Here is a 17721-nt window from a genome sequence, read left to right as displayed (position 1 = left end):
TATTATTTATTTACCCAGTTTCTAAAATTGAAGACTTTTCGTGCATTATACCTTAACCTGGCAAAAGTCTTTAGTTTTTTACAAAGTTCTATTTCCTTTTGGCTGGGGTTAATGAAAAAAATAGTATGTCCTGCTTGAAATTTCTGGCGGAAAGGCCCATAATCGGGATTTCGCCAGGTAGAAAATCTCATGAAATAGGCATAAGGCCATCTCATTTTGTCCAATTCCATTTTGATTCTATTTACCTGATCTTCACGATAGCCTTCAATAAGAATGAGGGCGTTTTCGGTGAGAAATTCGGACACTATGGTTTCCAGATTTGAAGCTTTTCCATCTACAATCGCAAACTCGAATTTGTCCGGCTGTATTTCATCTCCTTCTTCCACAATTATCTGTTCAAAACCTGCCTCCTTTTCCGGTAAACAATTCAATTTGATCTGCTGAAGACAATATGAATTTTCCTCAGTGCCGACGTATTTTTTCAAATCCAAAAAACCAACTTTTTTGGCTTCTTGAAACAAGCTAAGGATGGTTCCTATACCCGTACCTATTTCCAATACCTTCGACACCTGTTTATCCTTAGCATATTTGAGGATATGATAAAGATTATACTCTGATGCAATGTGCTGATTTCCCTCCTTTTGAGAATAATCTCGATAAAGTTTGGAGGCGATAAAAAACTCGTTCATTATTTTGTGAAAAATATTACGTCAGATTTTCTTAAATACAAATCTATTTTCTCCTACTCCAAATTTCTCTTTGGCACCGGGAATCTTTTGATACAAAGCTTCTACGCGATCAAAATCAGTCCCTCTTGATAGCCTTTGGATGCCAACTGCCCCGCATGATGCTAACTCTTCAGCCAATTCCTCCGGAGTAAGCCGGGTATTGATAGGGACCATCACGTGATCAAGCATATAAAAAACCCTATTAGCTGGAATCCCCATACCTTTCATTACTTGCTGAGCAAACGGTTTGGGAACATTCCTCATAATTGCTCTTAAAATCTCGATTTGATCCCAAAAAATACCTCCAGGTTTTTCTATCAAATACTGCCAGCCCCAAGCTCCTGATTTCATGACCCTTAATTGCTCTTTGATTCCTTTTCTCCAGTCTTCGGTATGGTGAAGAACCCCATTGCTGAATACAATATCGAAGGATTCATCTGCAAATGGCATATCAAGGACAGAACCATGTACGAATTCCACATCAGCAATTCCAGCTGCTTCTACTCTACTTTTGGCATCTTGAAGCCCAACTTCTGAAAAATCCAGTCCTATACACTTTTTAGCACCCAATAATTTCCATGCAGTGGTATACCTTCCTCCTCCGCATCCCTGGTCAAGAATGCTAAGCTCTTCCAAACCCTGAATTGAGATTCCATTTCTGACCAGCCTGTCTGAAAGAAGTTTTTTAGCCTCTTCAAAATAACTTTTATGGTCAAAAGCCTTAAATAAATTACCATAATGCTGCCCCGTATAGGTTTTAATTTCCTTGTCCCCGTAGTCTTCCGGAGCGGCCTCCAAAGCCCCATTCATAATGTTGAAAAAATCTTTCGAATCTGCCATAGATTCCAATGATGCTTTAAGGCTCTTTAATAAACCTGAAAAATGACCAATTGGATCATTTGGAGAGCTTACGTTTTTTTCAAAATCATGAAAAAGATAGGGTATGGTCAGCGTCCTGAGATAATTCATCTCCGGAGATTGCGGAAGGCTATCAACAAATTGAATCAGCTCAATCGGGGCATCACCATAAGTACCTTCTTCCAAGCAGTCCACTATATCAAAAATCGTCTTGGCCTGCCGTATGTCAGCATTCTCTCTTACCATAGATCAATAAGTTATCGTTTTATGAAATTTCAACTCAAGATTAGCCAAAAGATCTGCTATTCTTTTGCCTGCATCTCCACCTCCATAGACGGTAGAGGAAGGTGGATTAGGATGTGATTCGTGCTTTCTTAAAGCTAAAAGTATTTCTTCTCTATTGTAATCCACATCAATTACATTGTTGCCTCGGTCTCTGGCATGCTGTCGAGTACCTATATTGATCACCGGTACGCCCAAAAATGCGCATTCACGAATCCCAACACTTGAATTACCTATAAGCCCTTTGCTATTGACCAGTAGCTTAAGGAAATCATTGGGCTCCATGTTTTTGAAAAAATGGAAATTGGACAGGTCATACTTTTCTCTAAAAGCCCTAATTCCTGTACTCGTCCCGTCAGCCCCTGCATCTACATTCGGCCAAAACCATAGTACAGGTTGCTGGATTTCTTTCATGGCAAAAAGAGTTTCCTCTATATGCTTTCGGGAAGACTGTACCTCAGTGGTGACGGGGTGTTGCATTACTACCCAATAGCCATTTTGAAGATCGGGTGCCGTCCCTACTCCCCCGTACTTTTGGTAAATGTCAAAATCCAACTTGGGAGATTTCAATACTTCAGCTGCCAGATCTATGCTGGGACAACCTGTGTTGAATACAAAACTGGGGTTTTCTCCTAATTTCAAAACTCGAGCATGGGCACCCTCCGAGGCTACAAAGTGATAATCCGCAAGTTTGGTGATGGAGTGTCGTACTTTCTCATCGATATTCCCTGTCACCTCTCCACCTTGAATATGGGCCAAAGGAATGTTCATATAGCTAGCCGAAATGGCAGTTGCCATAGTCTCAAACCTGTCAGCTATGGTCACTACTATATCCGGGGAAAGGTTGTCAAATACTGTCGAAAGCTCCAGGATTCCTATTCCGGTAGTCTTAGCCGCTGCAGTGAGATTTTCCCCCTCAAGTACATTGAAAACCTTCGCTGTTACTTCAAACCCGTCTTTTTGAATATAATTTACTGCTGACCCGTATCTATCAAGCAAGGCCGAAGCTGCCACAACAAGCTGTAACTCCAACTCGGGATGGTTCTTAATTGCGGCTAGCGCTGTCTTGATCCTGGAATAAGAGGGACGTGCTGTTATTACAACACAAATTTTTCGTTTAGACATAAAGGATTATTCTAAATCTGACCAATTGAGAAAATCCCAAGCATTGAGATCATTTTTTAATTTCTTACCGATTACCTGAGTAAAGTCTTTTGCGGGAACTCCATATCCTTTGGGCTTTTTTGATTCCAAATAATCAGCCTTCAGAACGGTGCCTTTGGGTAAGAATTTATTAACTGCCAAACTTTTCTCAAAAATCTGTTTCAAAGAAACGTAAGGTTCCAGATTATTTTTATCAATCGGGTGGGAAATAGAAGCCTGGATTTGCTTGATGCCTTTGACCATTCCCTTTGTTTGGTCAATTGTGATACTTGCTGGAGAGTCCGGACCAAATTGCCTTTTGTCAAAGACCACGTGAAATTCAAAAATCTCAGCACCTAAAGCAGCTGCGGCCAAACTAGCAAAAATATCTCCACTATGATCAGAAAAACCTACCGGGACTTGGTACCGATTTTTGAGTTCCTGAATGACATTAAGCCCCCACTGATGTGGCTGGGTGGGATAGGCCGTAGTGCACTGCAGAATGCTTAAGGGGCTCCCATATTTTCCAAGGAATTGAAATGAAGCATCTAATTCTTCCCAGCTACTCATACCGGAACTCAAAATGATAGGTTTTGCAGTTTTAGCTATTTTTTCCAGCATCAGCCAATTGGAAACCTCTCCTGATCCGATTTTATATCTGTTTACACCTACTTCCTCTAGCCAATCCACCGCCAGATTGCTAAAAGGGGAAGAAATAAACTCCAATCCCCTCTCCTCACAATGAGCTTTCAGGCCTTTCCATTGGTCTAGGGTGAACTCCATCCTTTTCCAATAGTCAAAGCGCGTAGCATCTTGCTTGGAGAATTTAACCCGAAAAGGCTCATATATTGAGCTTTCCGCCTCAGCGATGTGAGTCTGAAACTTGACGGCATCTACACCGGTCTCCGCCAATGCATCTATGTAGGCATGTGCTGTACCTAGACTACCATCATGAGCTTGAGCTATTTCTGCAATTATCAAGGCCTCTTTGTGTTTAGTGGTCTAATTATTTAAGATTTCGAGCAATCGCTTTTCCCATGCTTCCAAGCTATAGAAATCACTTCCCTCATTGGCCAAAGATGCAGTTTTCCAATTATTGGCCTCCAGAATTGAACGAAATTCTTCAATCCATTCTTCGAGTACATTAGGCTTGTGAATGAGTGTACACCTTGGATATTCTGAAACCACGGAAGGTATACCTCCATTAGCAGAGGTAATTATATAATTTCCGCATTGAGCAGCTTCTGCCAAAGACAAACCAAAGCCCTCTTTCCATAGGGATGTAAAAAAATAAAAATCGCTCATCTGAAGATAATAGGCCACCTTTTCCCCTGAAATTAACCCGGCTTGGACTACACGAGGGTGATCAGACACCGACTCTTTATTTCCTATAATTAATATCCGAATGGAATCGTTGATTTCAAGTAGGTAAGGGATCATCTGCTGGAAAAGATGAAGCCCTTTGACAGGTCTGGAATTAGACATCCATACCAACACCAAATCCTCTGATCCCCACCCCATTTCTACTTTTCTTTCACGCTTAACTGATTCAGAAATCGGAAAAAACAGACTTGGGTCGATTCCATTGCCCAAAACATGAACTCGTGGAGTGAATCTTTCCAGATTTTTAATCGTATCCAAGTACCCTTGCTCAGTCAAAAACAGTACTCGGTCGACTTTTTCCTGAAGGGAACTAGACCAGCTAAGCGAATGGCCATGATAATAAAAAAGAATAGAGGATCCCGGAGGAAGCCGGTGCTTGATTAAAGCTACTGCTTCTAATAACACCTGATCATCAATCACCAAGATCTGTAGCGGATGTTTAGCTTCTCCAAGCTTTAACAGGGCCTGAATATATTCACCAGCCACCCACTTTTTCAAAAAGTAGTTTCTATTGATTTTATGCCACTTATGCCAAGGTTTCTTTTTACAAAAAATAAACCTCGAATTTGGCTGATCAGTTGGGGATAAAACCACATCAATACTCGCATTATTTGCTAAAAAATGATTGATTTCGTAAGTCCAGCTGCCAATTCCCTGATAGGGAAGTCCCAGATTTGAAATCAAGACTGTCTTGTTTTTTTTCAAGAATTCTCCTTTAAAAATCCTGAAGCTCAACCATTCTTTTGAACAGCTTACTCTCTTCCATCAATTCCTCGAATGTGCCCTGACTGACAATTTCTCCGGCATCCAAAACGAGAATCTTATCCGCCTTTTTGACCGTGCTAAGCCTATGTGCTACGATAATGATGGTATATTTTCCTTTGAGATTTTCGATATTTTCCTGAATCGATCTTTCGGTTTCACTATCCAAGGCGGAAGTAGCTTCATCCAGAATCAAAATATCTACTTCTTTATAAAGTTCTCTGGCAATCGAAATTCTTTGTTTTTGCCCCCCACTGACTAGCATCCCATTATCACCCAACTTTGTTTTTTCTTTTTCCGGGAGGTTCTCTACAAATTCTGAGATTCTAGCTAACTGAATGGCATGTTCAAATCTCCTGAAGTTTTCAGGGCTAGGCTCATCCCAAAAGGTGACATTGTTGAATATCGAGTCATTGAAGATTACTGGCTCTTGAGTAATGTATCCAAATCTTTTTCTAAGGCTTGATCTATCAAACTTGGCTCTATCTTCTCCATTTACTTCAATCTTTCCAGCAATTGGCTCCAGGAGACCGATGATTAGGTTGACCAAGGTAGTCTTTCCACTTCCTGACCCACCGACAAAAGCAAGGGTCTGAAGATTTTCAATGGTTAGGTCCACTTTTTTCAAGACTTGAATCTCGGGTTTGTAATGAAAATCAAGCTTGTTGATCGCTATTTGTCGAATTGAGGAAATTGGTTTCTTGGAAGAACCAGATTCACCCAGAGTTCTGAACTCGTCCATCAGCTCCATTGCTGCAACAATACCTCCGTAATGGGCCACAAAACCCTGCCAACTGGTTTGCAGGCTAATCAGGTAATTCAATGCTCTGTAAAAAAACAACAAACTGGCTAGAATGGAAGCCATCTGCCCTCCCATAAAATTGACTTGGACCAGAATTACCAGGACTACCACAATTAAAACAATAGGTTCTCTGATGGCTCCTAAGAAGGCATTATAAATCCCAATTTTCCGCTGTTGAATCTCAATAGAGTCAATAATGCCTTTCAGCTTTAATTTGTACTTGGAAAAATAATCGGTGGCTTTGAGGTATTTGAAATTGTGAACAGCCTGAATGAGATAAGATTGAAACTCATGATTAAATGCCGTCACTCCCACCGAGGCCTTCTCAGTAAATTTGAAAATAATTTTAAAGATGAAATTAGACAATACTCCACCCAAGCTTACCAAAAGAGCAAACTGAAAATTGGAGAGCATGGCCAGAACTACATAGACCAGTAAGAGTACAACATACTGAATGGTACCGAAATAGGTCAGAAAACTATAGGTGACCTTAAAAACTTCTCCCGACAAAGTATTCTGAATTTTTCCTGCATCCAGATTGACAAAGTTTTTATAGGTCATTCCTCCCAATCCGTCCACCATTTCGTAGCGAAGTTTTTTGACAAACTCCATTTGAAGTCTAGTCTTAAACATCCCATCATAAAACTTCAGTATGGACTTGAAAACAAACAAGCCAACCATGACGCACAAAATCACATTGAGGCTTAGACCAAATCCCAAAAGCTCTATCCAATCCAGGATAAAGTCCAAATTTCCTAAAGCCGCCCTGTTTTCTGGGGTAAGACCGTCTGCAGCCATCTGAAAGACAGGAATAAACAAAGCTAATCCGAATCCATCCAGTAAGCCGACCAAAAAACTTATTCCAATCAGTAAAATGACCTTAAATCCCAGATACTCATAAAAAAACGAGAAGTATCTGAAATACTTTTTTATAAAGTTTTTCAAATCAGATTAAGCTTTAAATCTTTTCTTGACGCTTTTCTCGTCATCATAATATCCATATCCATACCCATAGGAGTAGCCATATCCTCCATAGGATACTTTGGTAGCATCTAGGCCATTGAAAATCGCATAGAGATTTTTGATTCCCTTCTGCTCCCGGAGTCCATTGAGAGCATCAATGAAGACTTTTTCGGAGTAATTCTGACGGAAAACGAATAGAGTAAAATCTACCAAAGTCAACAAATCCAACGTCTCAGATACCAAACCCACAGGCGGCGTATCCAAAATTATCACCTCATATTCAGACTTTAACTGCTCAACCAGCTTTTCAAAATTAGGAGAGAAAAGAAGTTCAGAGGGGTTTGGAGGAATAGGTCCCGAGAGGATAATATCCAGATTTTCGAAAGAAGTATGCTTGATAATCTCTTTGGGATCTTCAGATTGACCACTTAAAAAGTTGGATAACCCCACGTCATTCTTTAGTCCAAAATCCTGGAAGATTTTCGGTTTTCTCATATCACAACCGATCAGCAGGGTTTTCTTTCCGGTAAGTGAATAGACAGATGCCAAATTAATCGCGCAGAAAGTTTTTCCTTCACCTGAGATGGTGGAAGTCAGCATCATGGTCAGTTGTTTATCCTTAGGGACCAAAAATTTGATATTTGATCGAAGAGATCTAAAGCCTTCTGCAATTCCTGATTTTCCTGAGTTGAAAACTACCAGATTATCCTTGCTCTTGTTTTGTAGAATAGTGGACAAGACAGGGATTTTAAGCTTTCTTTCGAGGTATTTTGGCTCCTCAATCTTGGTGCGGAAAAATTCCCTTCCCAACACGATCAAAACAGGGAGAATGATTCCGGCAAGTAGGGCTGCCAGATAATTTCTTGCCGGCTTGGGACTGACCTGAAGCATTCCAGCCTTGGCATATTCAATTATTTTGTTGCTAGGTGTATTTGATGCCTTTGAAATCGCTGACTCGGCCCTTCGTTCGGAAAGGAAATTGTAAATATTTTCGTTTAAGGTGGCTTGTCTTTGGATTCGAATTAGGTTTTGTTCGGCCTGAGGGAGAGACCTGAAAGATGCTTCTATTTGCCTTTTCCTATTCTCAAGGTCTGCAATGACCATGGAGTTGTTTCGGTCAACATTTTCGAGAATTTCAGAGATAGAACCGGCTAAATCTGCCAACTTTTTATTAGCCTCTCTTACCTGAGGGGAAAGTTCGGTTTGGGTGGCACGTAGTCTAGAGCGCTCCACCTGAACTGCAAGAAGGTTTTCGATTAATCCATTAAGATAAGGATCATCGATCCCCAGTCCGGACGGAACCACTATTTCGTTGTAATTTTCCCTGACCAGATAATCTTTAAGGGATTGGTAATACCTTTTCTTGAGGTTTTCATTCGCCAATTGAGTTTCAATCTCTGTCAATTGCCCAAAAACAGCAGAACTTTCTGAGCTAAGATTAAAAATCTGATTGGTAGCCCTGTAATCCTGAAGCTGATTTTCAAAAAAGCTCAGAGAATCGGCCACACCAGCTACCTGAGAGTCAATAAAATTGATGGTTCTGCTGGCAATTTCATTTTTCTCCTGAAGCTCCAACTCCAAATAGGTTTCCATGAGAGCGTTTAAATACGCCTCCCCTTTCAGTCGATTTTGAGCCAAAAGACTAATATTCAGGATTGAGGAATTTTTGGCTTCCAGTTCAATTATCAAACCAAGAGAGTAATAATTCACCAGATAGTTCTTATCTCTCAATACAAAGAGGGAAGCCCCACTTTCTACACCTGAGGTATTGCTTACTCTGATTTTGTAATTAGGAGTCTCTACCCACTCTCCAAACTTAAAAGTAGCGGAAGCCAATTCTCCTACTGAACCAAAGCTTCCATCTGGAAATAGTTGAGTATATCCTTTTTCAGGAAAGCTTAATTCGTAAGAATCTATAGAATTCCAAGTGACATTAATTTTACCATTGAGTAGCTGAGGATTTTTCCAATCCACTTCTACTACAATTGGCGTCTGTTTGTAGATTTCCCGGTTTCTGAAGGTCTCTTCTTGGTAGTATTCTACCTGAAAATCCAATTTTCTCAAAGTGGCCTCAGCGATAGGTCTTGACTTAAGAATGATCATTTCATTGGTCAGTCCCATTCCCTGCTCCTGACTAATTGCAGGGCTTTCAAAAAAAGAAAAACCTTTTTCATTCTCCTTTATAAAAAACTTAGAGGAGACACGGTAGGTAGGCGGTGATGTCTCTGTGATGTAAAAAGCAACACCCAAAAACAACCCCAGGCTTAAAATAATCCAAGGCCAAATTCTGATAACCTTGGGTAAAATAGACTTTAAATCAAAGCTACTTTCTTCGCCTTTGAACAAGTCATTTTCTTCTGAATCCAAACTCATGTTTAGTATTAGTTATTTTGGATAATTGCCAGGACAAGGGCCACTGCAGTGATGGAAGAAATAAGAAGGGTCAAGGTCTCAGTAAGCGTATTTCCTGAACCGATCTCATTCACTTTCATAGGTTCGGCATAAATCATATCATTTGGCCGTAAAAAATAGTATTCTGAACCCAAAAGTTCTCTGTCCAATAAATTAATCTTGTGAATTTGAGAACCATCAGGATATTGTCTGACCAATATGATTTCATCTCTTTTTGCTACTCTATTGAGATCCCCCGCAAAGGCAATTGCCTCAAAAATGGTTACTCTATTCTGGAGGATGGTATATTTCCCTGATCTATTGAATTCACCTAAGGCACTAAACCGAATCCCGCCTAGTCTTACCCTGACGAAATACTCTCCTTCGTTGATGAATTTTTTGACTTCATTTTCCACCAAGAGCTTGGCTTCCTCGGTGGTTGTTCCCAAAAGCTTGAGTTTGCCGATGAGAGGAAGTTCTACTAGACCCGAATCATCCAGGGTATATCCATTCATAAAAAAAGCATCTCCAGAGGCCTGCCCCCCTCCCATCATTGCCTGATTTTGGGGGTCCAAGGTTGCAGAAAAAACCTGATTCAAGTTGGGATCTGTGGTCTTGATGTTTATTTCGACGATATCATTTACTTGAAGCAGATACTCTTCCGTATCGTAAGGATATTTTTTACTCGTCTCGATCAAGGGGCCTGTCCCCTCTTCAAGTTCCTGCATGTAGATCAGCTTCTTGTTTGAAACACAAGAAAAAAGTGTCAAAAAAAGGAGTGAAAGAGGAATTAGTTTTTTGGAGTAGTTGAACCTCATTTAGAATAAATTAGATTGTTAATTCGGTTGCAAAAATAGAAATTAATCAATAGGTTTTTCCTTTGGAAGTTTTCATCACAATCTCGCATCCACTTTTTCTTTCTCCAGAAAACCCTTGACGTCGTATACGACTTGAAGAGCTGACTTTTGGATGGGAAGCGAATTAAACTGCTTGTGGGATACGGCTAGGATAATGGCAGAGTATCCTTCCAAGGAAGGAGCTTTTTCTCCGGATAAGATATCCAGACCATATTCATGCTTTACTTCAGAGGGGCTGGCCCAAGGATCATAGACATCTACTTCCATATCAAAAGACCTCAGCTCGTTGTAGATATCGATGACTCGAGTATTTCTGACATCGGGACAGTCTTCTTTGAAGGTAAAGCCCAAAATCAAAACTTTGGAGTCGATGACTTTCAGATCCTTTCGCATCATGAGCTTGATTACTTCCGTGGCCACATGCTTGCCCATGCTGTCATTAAGTCTCCTTCCTGCTAGGATTATTTCCGGATGATAGCCCACTTCTTGGGCTTTTTGGGCCAAATAGAATGGATCCACTCCAATGCAATGCCCGCCAACTAGTCCGGGTTTAAACTTGAGGAAGTTCCACTTAGTGCCTGCTGCCTCCAAGACTTCGTGAGTATCGATTCCCAACAGGTTGAAAATCTTTGAAAGTTCATTCACGAAAGCAATATTGATATCCCTCTGGGAGTTTTCAATCACTTTGGCCGCTTCAGCTACCTTGATTGATGAGGCCTTGTGAGTACCAGCCACAATGACCTCTTTGTAAAGCTGATCCACATACTCGGCTACTTCAGGAGTACTGCCGGAGGTTACCTTTAGGATTTTTGATACAGTATGCTCCTTGTCTCCGGGATTGATCCTTTCTGGAGAGTATCCAGCAAAAAAGTCTGAATTATACTTCAATCCAGAGACTCTCTCTAATACGGGGACACATTCCTCCTCTGTCACTCCGGGATATACGGTGGATTCATAGATTACCACATCCCCTTTTTTGAGGTATTTGGCAATATTTTCAGAAGCCTTAATAATAGGAGTGAGTACCGGACGATTGTGTTTGTCTGTAGGGGTAGGTACGGTCACAATGTAGATTTGGCAGGTAGCCAAATGCTCAGAATCAAAGGTGGGAAAAAGGCCCCTGGACTGGGAATCACTGGAAAGAACAGACTGTAAAAGTTCATCTTCTACCTCTAGAGTAAAATCCTTGCCCTTCTTCAGGTCAGCTACACGTTTTTGGTCGATATCAAACCCTACCACAGGGAATTTTTTAGCAAATTCAACTGCCAATGGAAGGCCAACGTAGCCTAGTCCAATAATTCCGATTTTCGCTTCTTCAAACGGTTTAAGCATAGTCAAAATTTTTATTTACGTATTTTCTAGATTTTACAGCTTCGCCCTTTCAGTCCCAAGACTTAGCTTTTGCGCTCCATATCCTTCCAAAAGCATTTTCAGATTTCCTTGAAACCTTGAAAAAGGAAAAGCAAGTAACCTTAAAGCTTAAATGAGTACCAAAATTACTCATTAAAAATCCGGTGCAAACATAAGCCTAAAAAGGAAGATTTGGGAGGTATGATTAATTTTTGAACAAATAGATGAGGTGGATTTGGCCAAAGAAAGAAACCGGATTAAATCCTGAATGGAAGTCCTCGGTAGAAATCCCCTGATCCTGCCACTGGTAATTTGTCGCCTGTGTAAGCTGTGCCTTTCCGCTGATGATCAACTGATCCCATTGGTGATCCCAAAGTAGCCCGATGCTGTAATCGATCCATGGCTTTTTGGCAGAGTTTCTTCCAAAAGACCGATAAAAAAAATCCTGATGGTTGGCAAGTCTTTCAAATAGAAGTCCTTTTTTATTCAGCCTGTTTAACACACTTACTTCAAGTGTCTGAACATTAGAGCCTGCTCCGGGTCCAGTGCCCAAGGCCTCTCCATAATTGGTAAATCCCCGAGCCTGACCATGGGTATGCCAAGTATAACCTCCACCTAATCCGGGATACCTGATTATCCTGTTGATTGACTCCTGCTGATGGAGCATTTCTGCCCTTATTTGGATCAATTGATCGGGTTTTCCTGTCGCCCAAAGTTTGTTGAGTCCCATCAAATACGCCCGGGCGTGTTCAGGATTAAGAATAGCCTCCCTCCAATCGTAGGCATGATCTCTTCTGCCATACTCGAAATACAGTTCCATCTTCGCTTTTGGTATGACCCACCTGCCAAAAAAGGTAAACTGTTGATCTCTCCCTTCACTATCCCTGTCAAATCCATAAACCGTCTTTTGAAAAGGTTCAAAGATGGGAAGATAGTCTCCCAAAGAGTTTCCCATTTGCTGGGAATATTGTTGGTGGGTTCGTGAAAAACCCACAAAAAGTCCCTGAACCCATTTGGGTTGGTAGGTGACGGTAATTGCATTAAGGTATTTGTAATCTCCCGAAAATGGGAAAAAATAAACCTCGTTGAGTTCATCAATCTGTGCAGGCTCAATTCCAGAATCTTCCAATCTTCCTACAATCACCTCCCCTTCAAAGGTCCCAAGCAAAGTCGTGGCAGGTCTCCGGGACTTTAGTGTAAGATGGGGAAAGCTTCTTGCATTATTGGAAAAGGTCAAGGAGCTAAACTGTCCCGGCCCCCACCAAATATTCTCAGTAGAAACCCCTGCTTCTAGAAAGCCAGCCTGAATAGTGAACTTGGATTGTCCCCACCAAATCAGGGTAGAAGGTCCGTCTCCAAATCGCTCAGGGTAATCCCCAAAACTCCAAGAACGATACCTCGAGGAAGCAATACGAGGATCCCTGAATTCAAATCCTTGAAAGGGTTTATTTTGAGTCCAAACCAGTTCAGGACCCAATTGAAGATTAAAAATCAAAAATTTGGCATAAATACCTCCTTGGGTGTAAGACTGAAATCCAACATTAGGAACCATCGGCCCATTTCCCCAGCCATAGGGTCTTTGGGTATTCAAGGCCAAAGTTTGTCTAAATGGAAGCAGAACCGCATAATTCTTCGATCTTGGGAGTAATTTCTCGAACTCCCCCATCCAAGCGGAAGAAACGTCACTTCTCGCATTCAGAGGTAATGAACGAAGAGTGAAACCAGGACCAACTACTGAATCACCAATCACCTGATTTCGCCTCAAGGCTTCTTCGATTACGGGAATCCCTACTTGGAAGGATTGACCAAAAAGGGCGTTAGAAAAGGTAAAAACACCTGTAAAAACAGTTAAAATCTTAAAAAAATGACTAAACTTAATTGCTTTAACCTTTAACAGTTTGATAAAAACACCATGTCCCATGCCTCTATTTCGCTTCTTCCCCGTATTCTTTTCGTTACTCTTTTTTTCTCTGAACACCTATCCTCAGACAATCAATCTAGCCGAATCAGGAGGAGATCCCAGTGGACAAAAAGATAATTCCAAATTGATAAATCAAATAGTAGATAGTCTTTCATCAGTTGGAGGAGGTACTATTTTCATTCCAAAAGGGAAATATTTACTAGACGACGGAGTGATTCTCAAATCCAATGTAATATTGAAAGGAGAGTCCAAGGAGTCGGTTATACTTTTCCGAAATCCGGATACGGGAAATTGGAAAACTACTAAATCCCAAGGCCTCATTTCCACTCTTCCCAATTTGTCCAACACTAACATCCTCGTAGAAAGCTTAACCATCAATGGTAATTTTGAAAGAAAATCATCTGGAGCCAAAGGAGGCATTTGTCTAAGAAATTGCAGCAAAAGCAAAATCCGGGATGTAATCACTCAAAATACTTGGCATGGGGTGGCTTTTTATGATTTTAAAGGGGAAAATTCTGAAAATAGCATTGAGGAAGTAAAATCAGAAAATGCCCATGCTTTCACATCAAAAGACAACTCCGGAAGGCCGAGAGGTATTTTGGTAATGGATCCCGGTGCTCGGATTATTCAATCTCAAAGTATAGGAGCCGGAACAGGATTCTATGCTCATGGAAGAAATATCACTCTGATTGGCAATCATGCCGAAAATTGGTTTGAGGACAATGGATATTACCTCATTGTAGACCAACTTACAGTAAGGGATTGTTCGGCTAAAGGCGGACCAAGTCCTGAAAAGGGTTTTGGATCCGGATTTGCGATAGCTTACCGTAAAGGTGCGCTTATTGAAAACTGTACCGCGATCAACTGTAGTAATTATGGCTTTCGAATCCATGTACCTCAATCAGATACCCAGCTGATCAATAACCAAGCTGTGGGTTGTGGAAATGGCTTTGGTGTCGAAGTTGCCTCTCACCCCTTCCCTGAGGTATCCAACAACCTGCTTTTTAAGGACAACAAAGCAGAGAAAAGCGGACTTCATGGCTTCTTATTCAGACAAATGACCAATTCACAAGTGGTCGGAAATAAGGCAATCAATGGGAACCAAAGGGGAGTAACCCTATCTACCCGTGGTGCAATAGCTCTGAAAGAACACCTTTCTGACAACACCTTTGATGACAACGAGTGTATCGATAATCAATCCAAAAAGACTCAGACCTATGGATTATATGACTTCTCAGTAAGTCAGATTACAAGTGACGCCAAAAAAGGAAAAAACAATAAAATCAAGCATCGCTCCAAAAGCGGGATTGATGAGTTTTAGTATTTCTTATTGATCATCTTCCAAGCAAAATCAATCAATTTGATTTGCCGATATGCTCTTTTTGGCTCAGTAATTAGGCGATAAAACCACTCCAACTTGTAGTCAATAAAAACTTTTGGAGCTCGCTTAGTTTTTCCGGAATAGATATCGAAGCTTCCACCAAGGCCTAGGTATACCGCTTCGTGTCTTGCTTTCATTTTTCTCATGAGCCTCTCCTGTGCGGGTGAGCCCATAGCGACAAAAATGAAATCTGGCTTTTTTGAAGCTACGTCTTCGATCAATTTATCTTCCTCCTCTCCTTTCAGGTAGCCATTTCGATACCCTACTAGTTGGATCCCGGGAAACTCCTGCTTAAGCTTATGTACTGTTCCCTGAATGATTTCTTCCCGGGCACCGATGAAGTAAAACGACTTCTTTTTGTAATTGCTCCTAACGATCTCCAGCCAAAGTTCTACACCAGGAATTTTGGTTACCTCCTTGATGCCTTTTTGTTTGAGGGCCCATACTGCTCCAATACCGTCAGGATAGCCAATATTGGAGTTAATCAAATCTTTCAATTCCTTATCTGCCCCGTAGATTTTTTCAGCATTGACAGCTATCAGGATTTTGTTTTTGCCTTGGGCAAAATCAATAAGGGAAGCCTTATCTGGAAATCCAAAAACACGAATCCCATTGATATTCCGAAATTCAGGCTGAAAAGAGGGCTTGGATTCTATTTCTGAGTGCTGAGTTGACTCTTTTTGAATGATATCTACTTGCTGTAACAATTGCTTTTTTTGCTAATCGATTTCTAAATGCTTGATCTTGCCGGTAAAAATCTGAAATTTTTTCGACTAATTGACTAACATTCCCCGGCTCAAAAACGATACCGTTTTCGTTGGAAATCAGATAAGTTGACATTCCTCCTTCGCCCGTACCTATGACTGGCAGACCACACGACATAGCCTCCAGTCCCACCAGCCCCAGACTTTCCTCCAATTCGGACGGAAAAACCAGAGCGTCCCATCTTAGAAAAATCTCCCGGATTTTTTCTTGAGAAATATTCCCCAAAAAGCTAACTCTTTGATTAACCTCTAGGGTTTGAGCTAGTCGCTCCATTTCTTCCCTTTGACTCCCGGGTCCGCAAATTTCCAAAGCAATATTTGCCAGAGGTAATTTCGAAAAGGCCCGAATCAGTGTGTCTACCCCTTTTCCCGAATCAATTCTACCCAGATATCCCAACCTATACTGAGGGCGGGCTTTTTCTTCCGCAGGAAAAAAAATCTCAGGATTAATTCCACCCGAAGGGTAAACTTCTAATCTGTCAGGATTTACTCCCAACTGAGTCAATTTTTCAATAAAAAAAAAAGAAGGGACTATTACCAAATCAGCCCGATCAAAAATGGACTGATTCCACTTTCTAATGCCTTCGTAGAGTTTTCCTTTTCCAAGAATATCTGTGCCATGCGCATTCAAAATCACCTTTTTCCCTGACTTATTTCTCCAAAAATGGAAAGGAATCAAAGAGTGCTGTAAGTAATGGACATACACTGCGTCAAAATCACCCCGGTGTAATTTCTTAATAACCTCCACAAAAAACAGCAAGTAAGCAATCAATAGATTGAAACCGCTTTTTTTGCCTTCAATCACTGTTTTGTCTACAAGGACAAGTTTTTCCGAAGGAAAATCCCGCTCAAAATTACGGACGAAAACTCCAAAATTTGGACTCTCAACCGAAGGGTACATATTCGAAATCAGATAGATTCTTATGCTCTCCATACCTTAGGTCCAAGACCATTGACCAAGCCTAGACTGATTCCCAGCATGGCAGAATTGAAGATGTGACCAGCCATAAATGAGATCAACAAAAGAACCAGATTCAAAGCCCAAATGGGATTATGGCTAAGATTTCCCGCGAAACTTCTCCAAGTAGCCCAAAAGAAAATGCCTAATACCAGGCCCAAACCCAAAAATCCATTCATAAACAACAAATCAAAAAAGTCTATTTCTATGGTATGAGCATTTCCATGATAGATCCCCATTAGACGAAGAAATTCCTGATTGCCCACCCCAAAAAGATAATCCCAGAAGCTGTAAACTTTTGGGAAAAAGTTCCAAGCCCCCATCACCATCTGATTTCTCCCGGACAAAATGAAAGTAAGCAAATCCAATTTTTGATAGAAAAAAGCAATCCGATCAATTAAACCGGTCGCATGAACTCCCCAATAAATCAAAGCTCCCATCCCAATCATCAGAACGGGCAAGGACAAAAGTCCCAAAAACCTTCCTACACTAAGTTTGATGCTGAAAAATTTAGGAATTTCCATCAATCCAACAATCAAAATTATTCCTAGAATAGCCGTTTTGGAAGTATTGAGTACCCCTAAAGCCAAAAGGAAAAGGAAAAAAACAAAGCGATAGATTCCAAGCCAATTTCTGGTCTGAAACCAACAAATACTGGAGAAAAGCAGGAAAATTCCCGCTACCTCATTCCCTGCAAAAAAGAACCCTCTTCCTCCAATACCCTGTCCTCCTGGACTGTCGTATTGGCTATATCCAATCCCCAATACTCCTAAAAGTATATTGCCGGCAATCAGCCAAAAATTAAACCACGCAAAGGCCGACCAAAACTTCGTAAGGGACTTTTCCTTCATTTCCAAACTGGAAAAAAACAATAGCGAAATAGGAAACAGAATAAGCTTCAGGTTATATCCAAAATTACCCACCACACCGGAGGTATCTCCCGTAAGCATGGCCTTCAAAATCAAAGGAAAAAGAAAAAATAAAATCAATCCGAAGGAAAGTAAAAATGCACTTAAGTTTTTACCCAGAAGAAAAAGAAGCATACCGGCGAGCATCGCCATTTTAAAAAGTTGAGAAATACTTATGCCTATACCTAGCCTCATCAAAACTCCATTCAGACAATCAACCAAGAGATAGGTCAATGCCATGAAAAGCAGGATGTATTGAAGGAAAGAAAA

At 40.9% G+C, this 17721-nt stretch carries 14 protein-coding genes; 1 reads left to right on the top strand and 13 read right to left on the bottom strand.

The window, feature by feature from the left end:
* Positions 1–2: 2 nt before the first annotated feature.
* From AAA938_RS12655 to AAA938_RS12610, 10 genes are all read right to left on the bottom strand, one after another.
* On the bottom strand, positions 3–689 hold the full coding sequence (locus AAA938_RS12655; protein ID WP_338229101.1) for a class I SAM-dependent methyltransferase: 687 nt from the start codon (positions 687–689) through the stop codon (positions 3–5).
* Between the two features lie 21 nt (positions 690–710).
* Positions 711–1832 carry a class I SAM-dependent methyltransferase gene (locus tag AAA938_RS12650; RefSeq protein WP_338229100.1) on the bottom strand — a complete coding sequence of 374 codons (1122 nt, stop codon included), beginning with the start codon at positions 1830–1832 and terminating at the stop codon, positions 711–713.
* A gap of 3 nt (positions 1833–1835) precedes the next feature.
* Positions 1836–2993 carry a UDP-N-acetylglucosamine 2-epimerase gene (gene neuC, locus AAA938_RS12645; protein ID WP_338229099.1) on the bottom strand — a complete coding sequence of 386 codons (1158 nt, stop codon included), beginning with the start codon at positions 2991–2993 and terminating at the stop codon, positions 1836–1838.
* Between the two features lie 6 nt (positions 2994–2999).
* Positions 3000–3992, bottom strand: a complete 993-nt coding sequence (locus AAA938_RS12640) for an N-acetylneuraminate synthase family protein (protein ID WP_338229098.1) — start codon at positions 3990–3992, stop codon at positions 3000–3002.
* 21 nt (positions 3993–4013) lie between these two features.
* Positions 4014–5099, bottom strand: coding sequence for a glycosyltransferase family 4 protein (locus AAA938_RS12635; RefSeq protein WP_338229097.1), 1086 nt, complete (start codon positions 5097–5099; stop codon positions 4014–4016).
* A 10-nt stretch (positions 5100–5109) separates the two neighbouring features.
* Positions 5110–6810 (bottom strand): ABC transporter ATP-binding protein, encoded by a 1701-nt coding sequence (locus AAA938_RS12630; protein WP_420915743.1) that lies wholly within the window; start codon positions 6808–6810, stop codon positions 5110–5112.
* Positions 6811–6909: 99 nt separating this feature from the next.
* Positions 6910–9294: a GumC family protein gene (locus AAA938_RS12625; protein ID WP_338229095.1), complete on the bottom strand. Its 2385-nt coding sequence runs from the start codon at positions 9292–9294 to the stop codon at positions 6910–6912.
* 8 nt (positions 9295–9302) lie between these two features.
* Positions 9303–10130, bottom strand: a complete 828-nt coding sequence (locus AAA938_RS12620; RefSeq protein ID WP_338229094.1) for a polysaccharide biosynthesis/export family protein — start codon at positions 10128–10130, stop codon at positions 9303–9305.
* A 75-nt stretch (positions 10131–10205) separates the two neighbouring features.
* Positions 10206–11501: a nucleotide sugar dehydrogenase gene (locus AAA938_RS12615; RefSeq protein ID WP_338229093.1), complete on the bottom strand. Its 1296-nt coding sequence runs from the start codon at positions 11499–11501 to the stop codon at positions 10206–10208.
* A gap of 223 nt (positions 11502–11724) precedes the next feature.
* Positions 11725–13110: a capsule assembly Wzi family protein gene (locus AAA938_RS12610; protein ID WP_338229092.1), complete on the bottom strand. Its 1386-nt coding sequence runs from the start codon at positions 13108–13110 to the stop codon at positions 11725–11727.
* Between the two features lie 328 nt (positions 13111–13438).
* On the opposite strand from AAA938_RS12610, the gene AAA938_RS12605 reads away from it, so the two are divergent.
* Entirely contained in the window at positions 13439–14761 is a 1323-nt protein-coding gene (locus AAA938_RS12605; RefSeq protein ID WP_338229091.1) for a right-handed parallel beta-helix repeat-containing protein, read from the top strand.
* Here AAA938_RS12605 and AAA938_RS12600 read toward each other — a convergent pair.
* Genes AAA938_RS12600 through AAA938_RS12590 form a run of 3 tightly spaced genes read right to left on the bottom strand, consistent with a single transcriptional unit; the run spans position 14758 to position 17691 of the window.
* Positions 14758–15528, bottom strand: coding sequence for a WecB/TagA/CpsF family glycosyltransferase (locus AAA938_RS12600; protein WP_338229090.1), 771 nt, complete (start codon positions 15526–15528; stop codon positions 14758–14760). The two genes, AAA938_RS12605 and AAA938_RS12600, sit on opposite strands and share 4 nt — an antisense overlap.
* Positions 15449–16519, bottom strand: coding sequence for a glycosyltransferase family 4 protein (locus tag AAA938_RS12595; protein ID WP_338229089.1), 1071 nt, complete (start codon positions 16517–16519; stop codon positions 15449–15451). Before AAA938_RS12595 ends, AAA938_RS12600 begins: the two co-directional genes overlap by 80 nt.
* A complete protein-coding gene (locus AAA938_RS12590; RefSeq protein ID WP_338229088.1) occupies positions 16507–17691 on the bottom strand; it encodes a hypothetical protein in 1185 nt (394 codons plus the stop codon). Before AAA938_RS12590 ends, AAA938_RS12595 begins: the two co-directional genes overlap by 13 nt.
* Between the last annotated feature and the right edge of the window lie 30 nt (positions 17692–17721).

Source organism: Algoriphagus taiwanensis, assembly GCF_036245645.1.
Taxonomy (GTDB): Bacteria; Bacteroidota; Bacteroidia; order Cytophagales; family Cyclobacteriaceae; genus Algoriphagus; species Algoriphagus taiwanensis.
The sequence above is the reverse complement of the archived record's forward strand: the minus strand, read 5'-3'. Positions and strand labels throughout refer to the sequence as shown.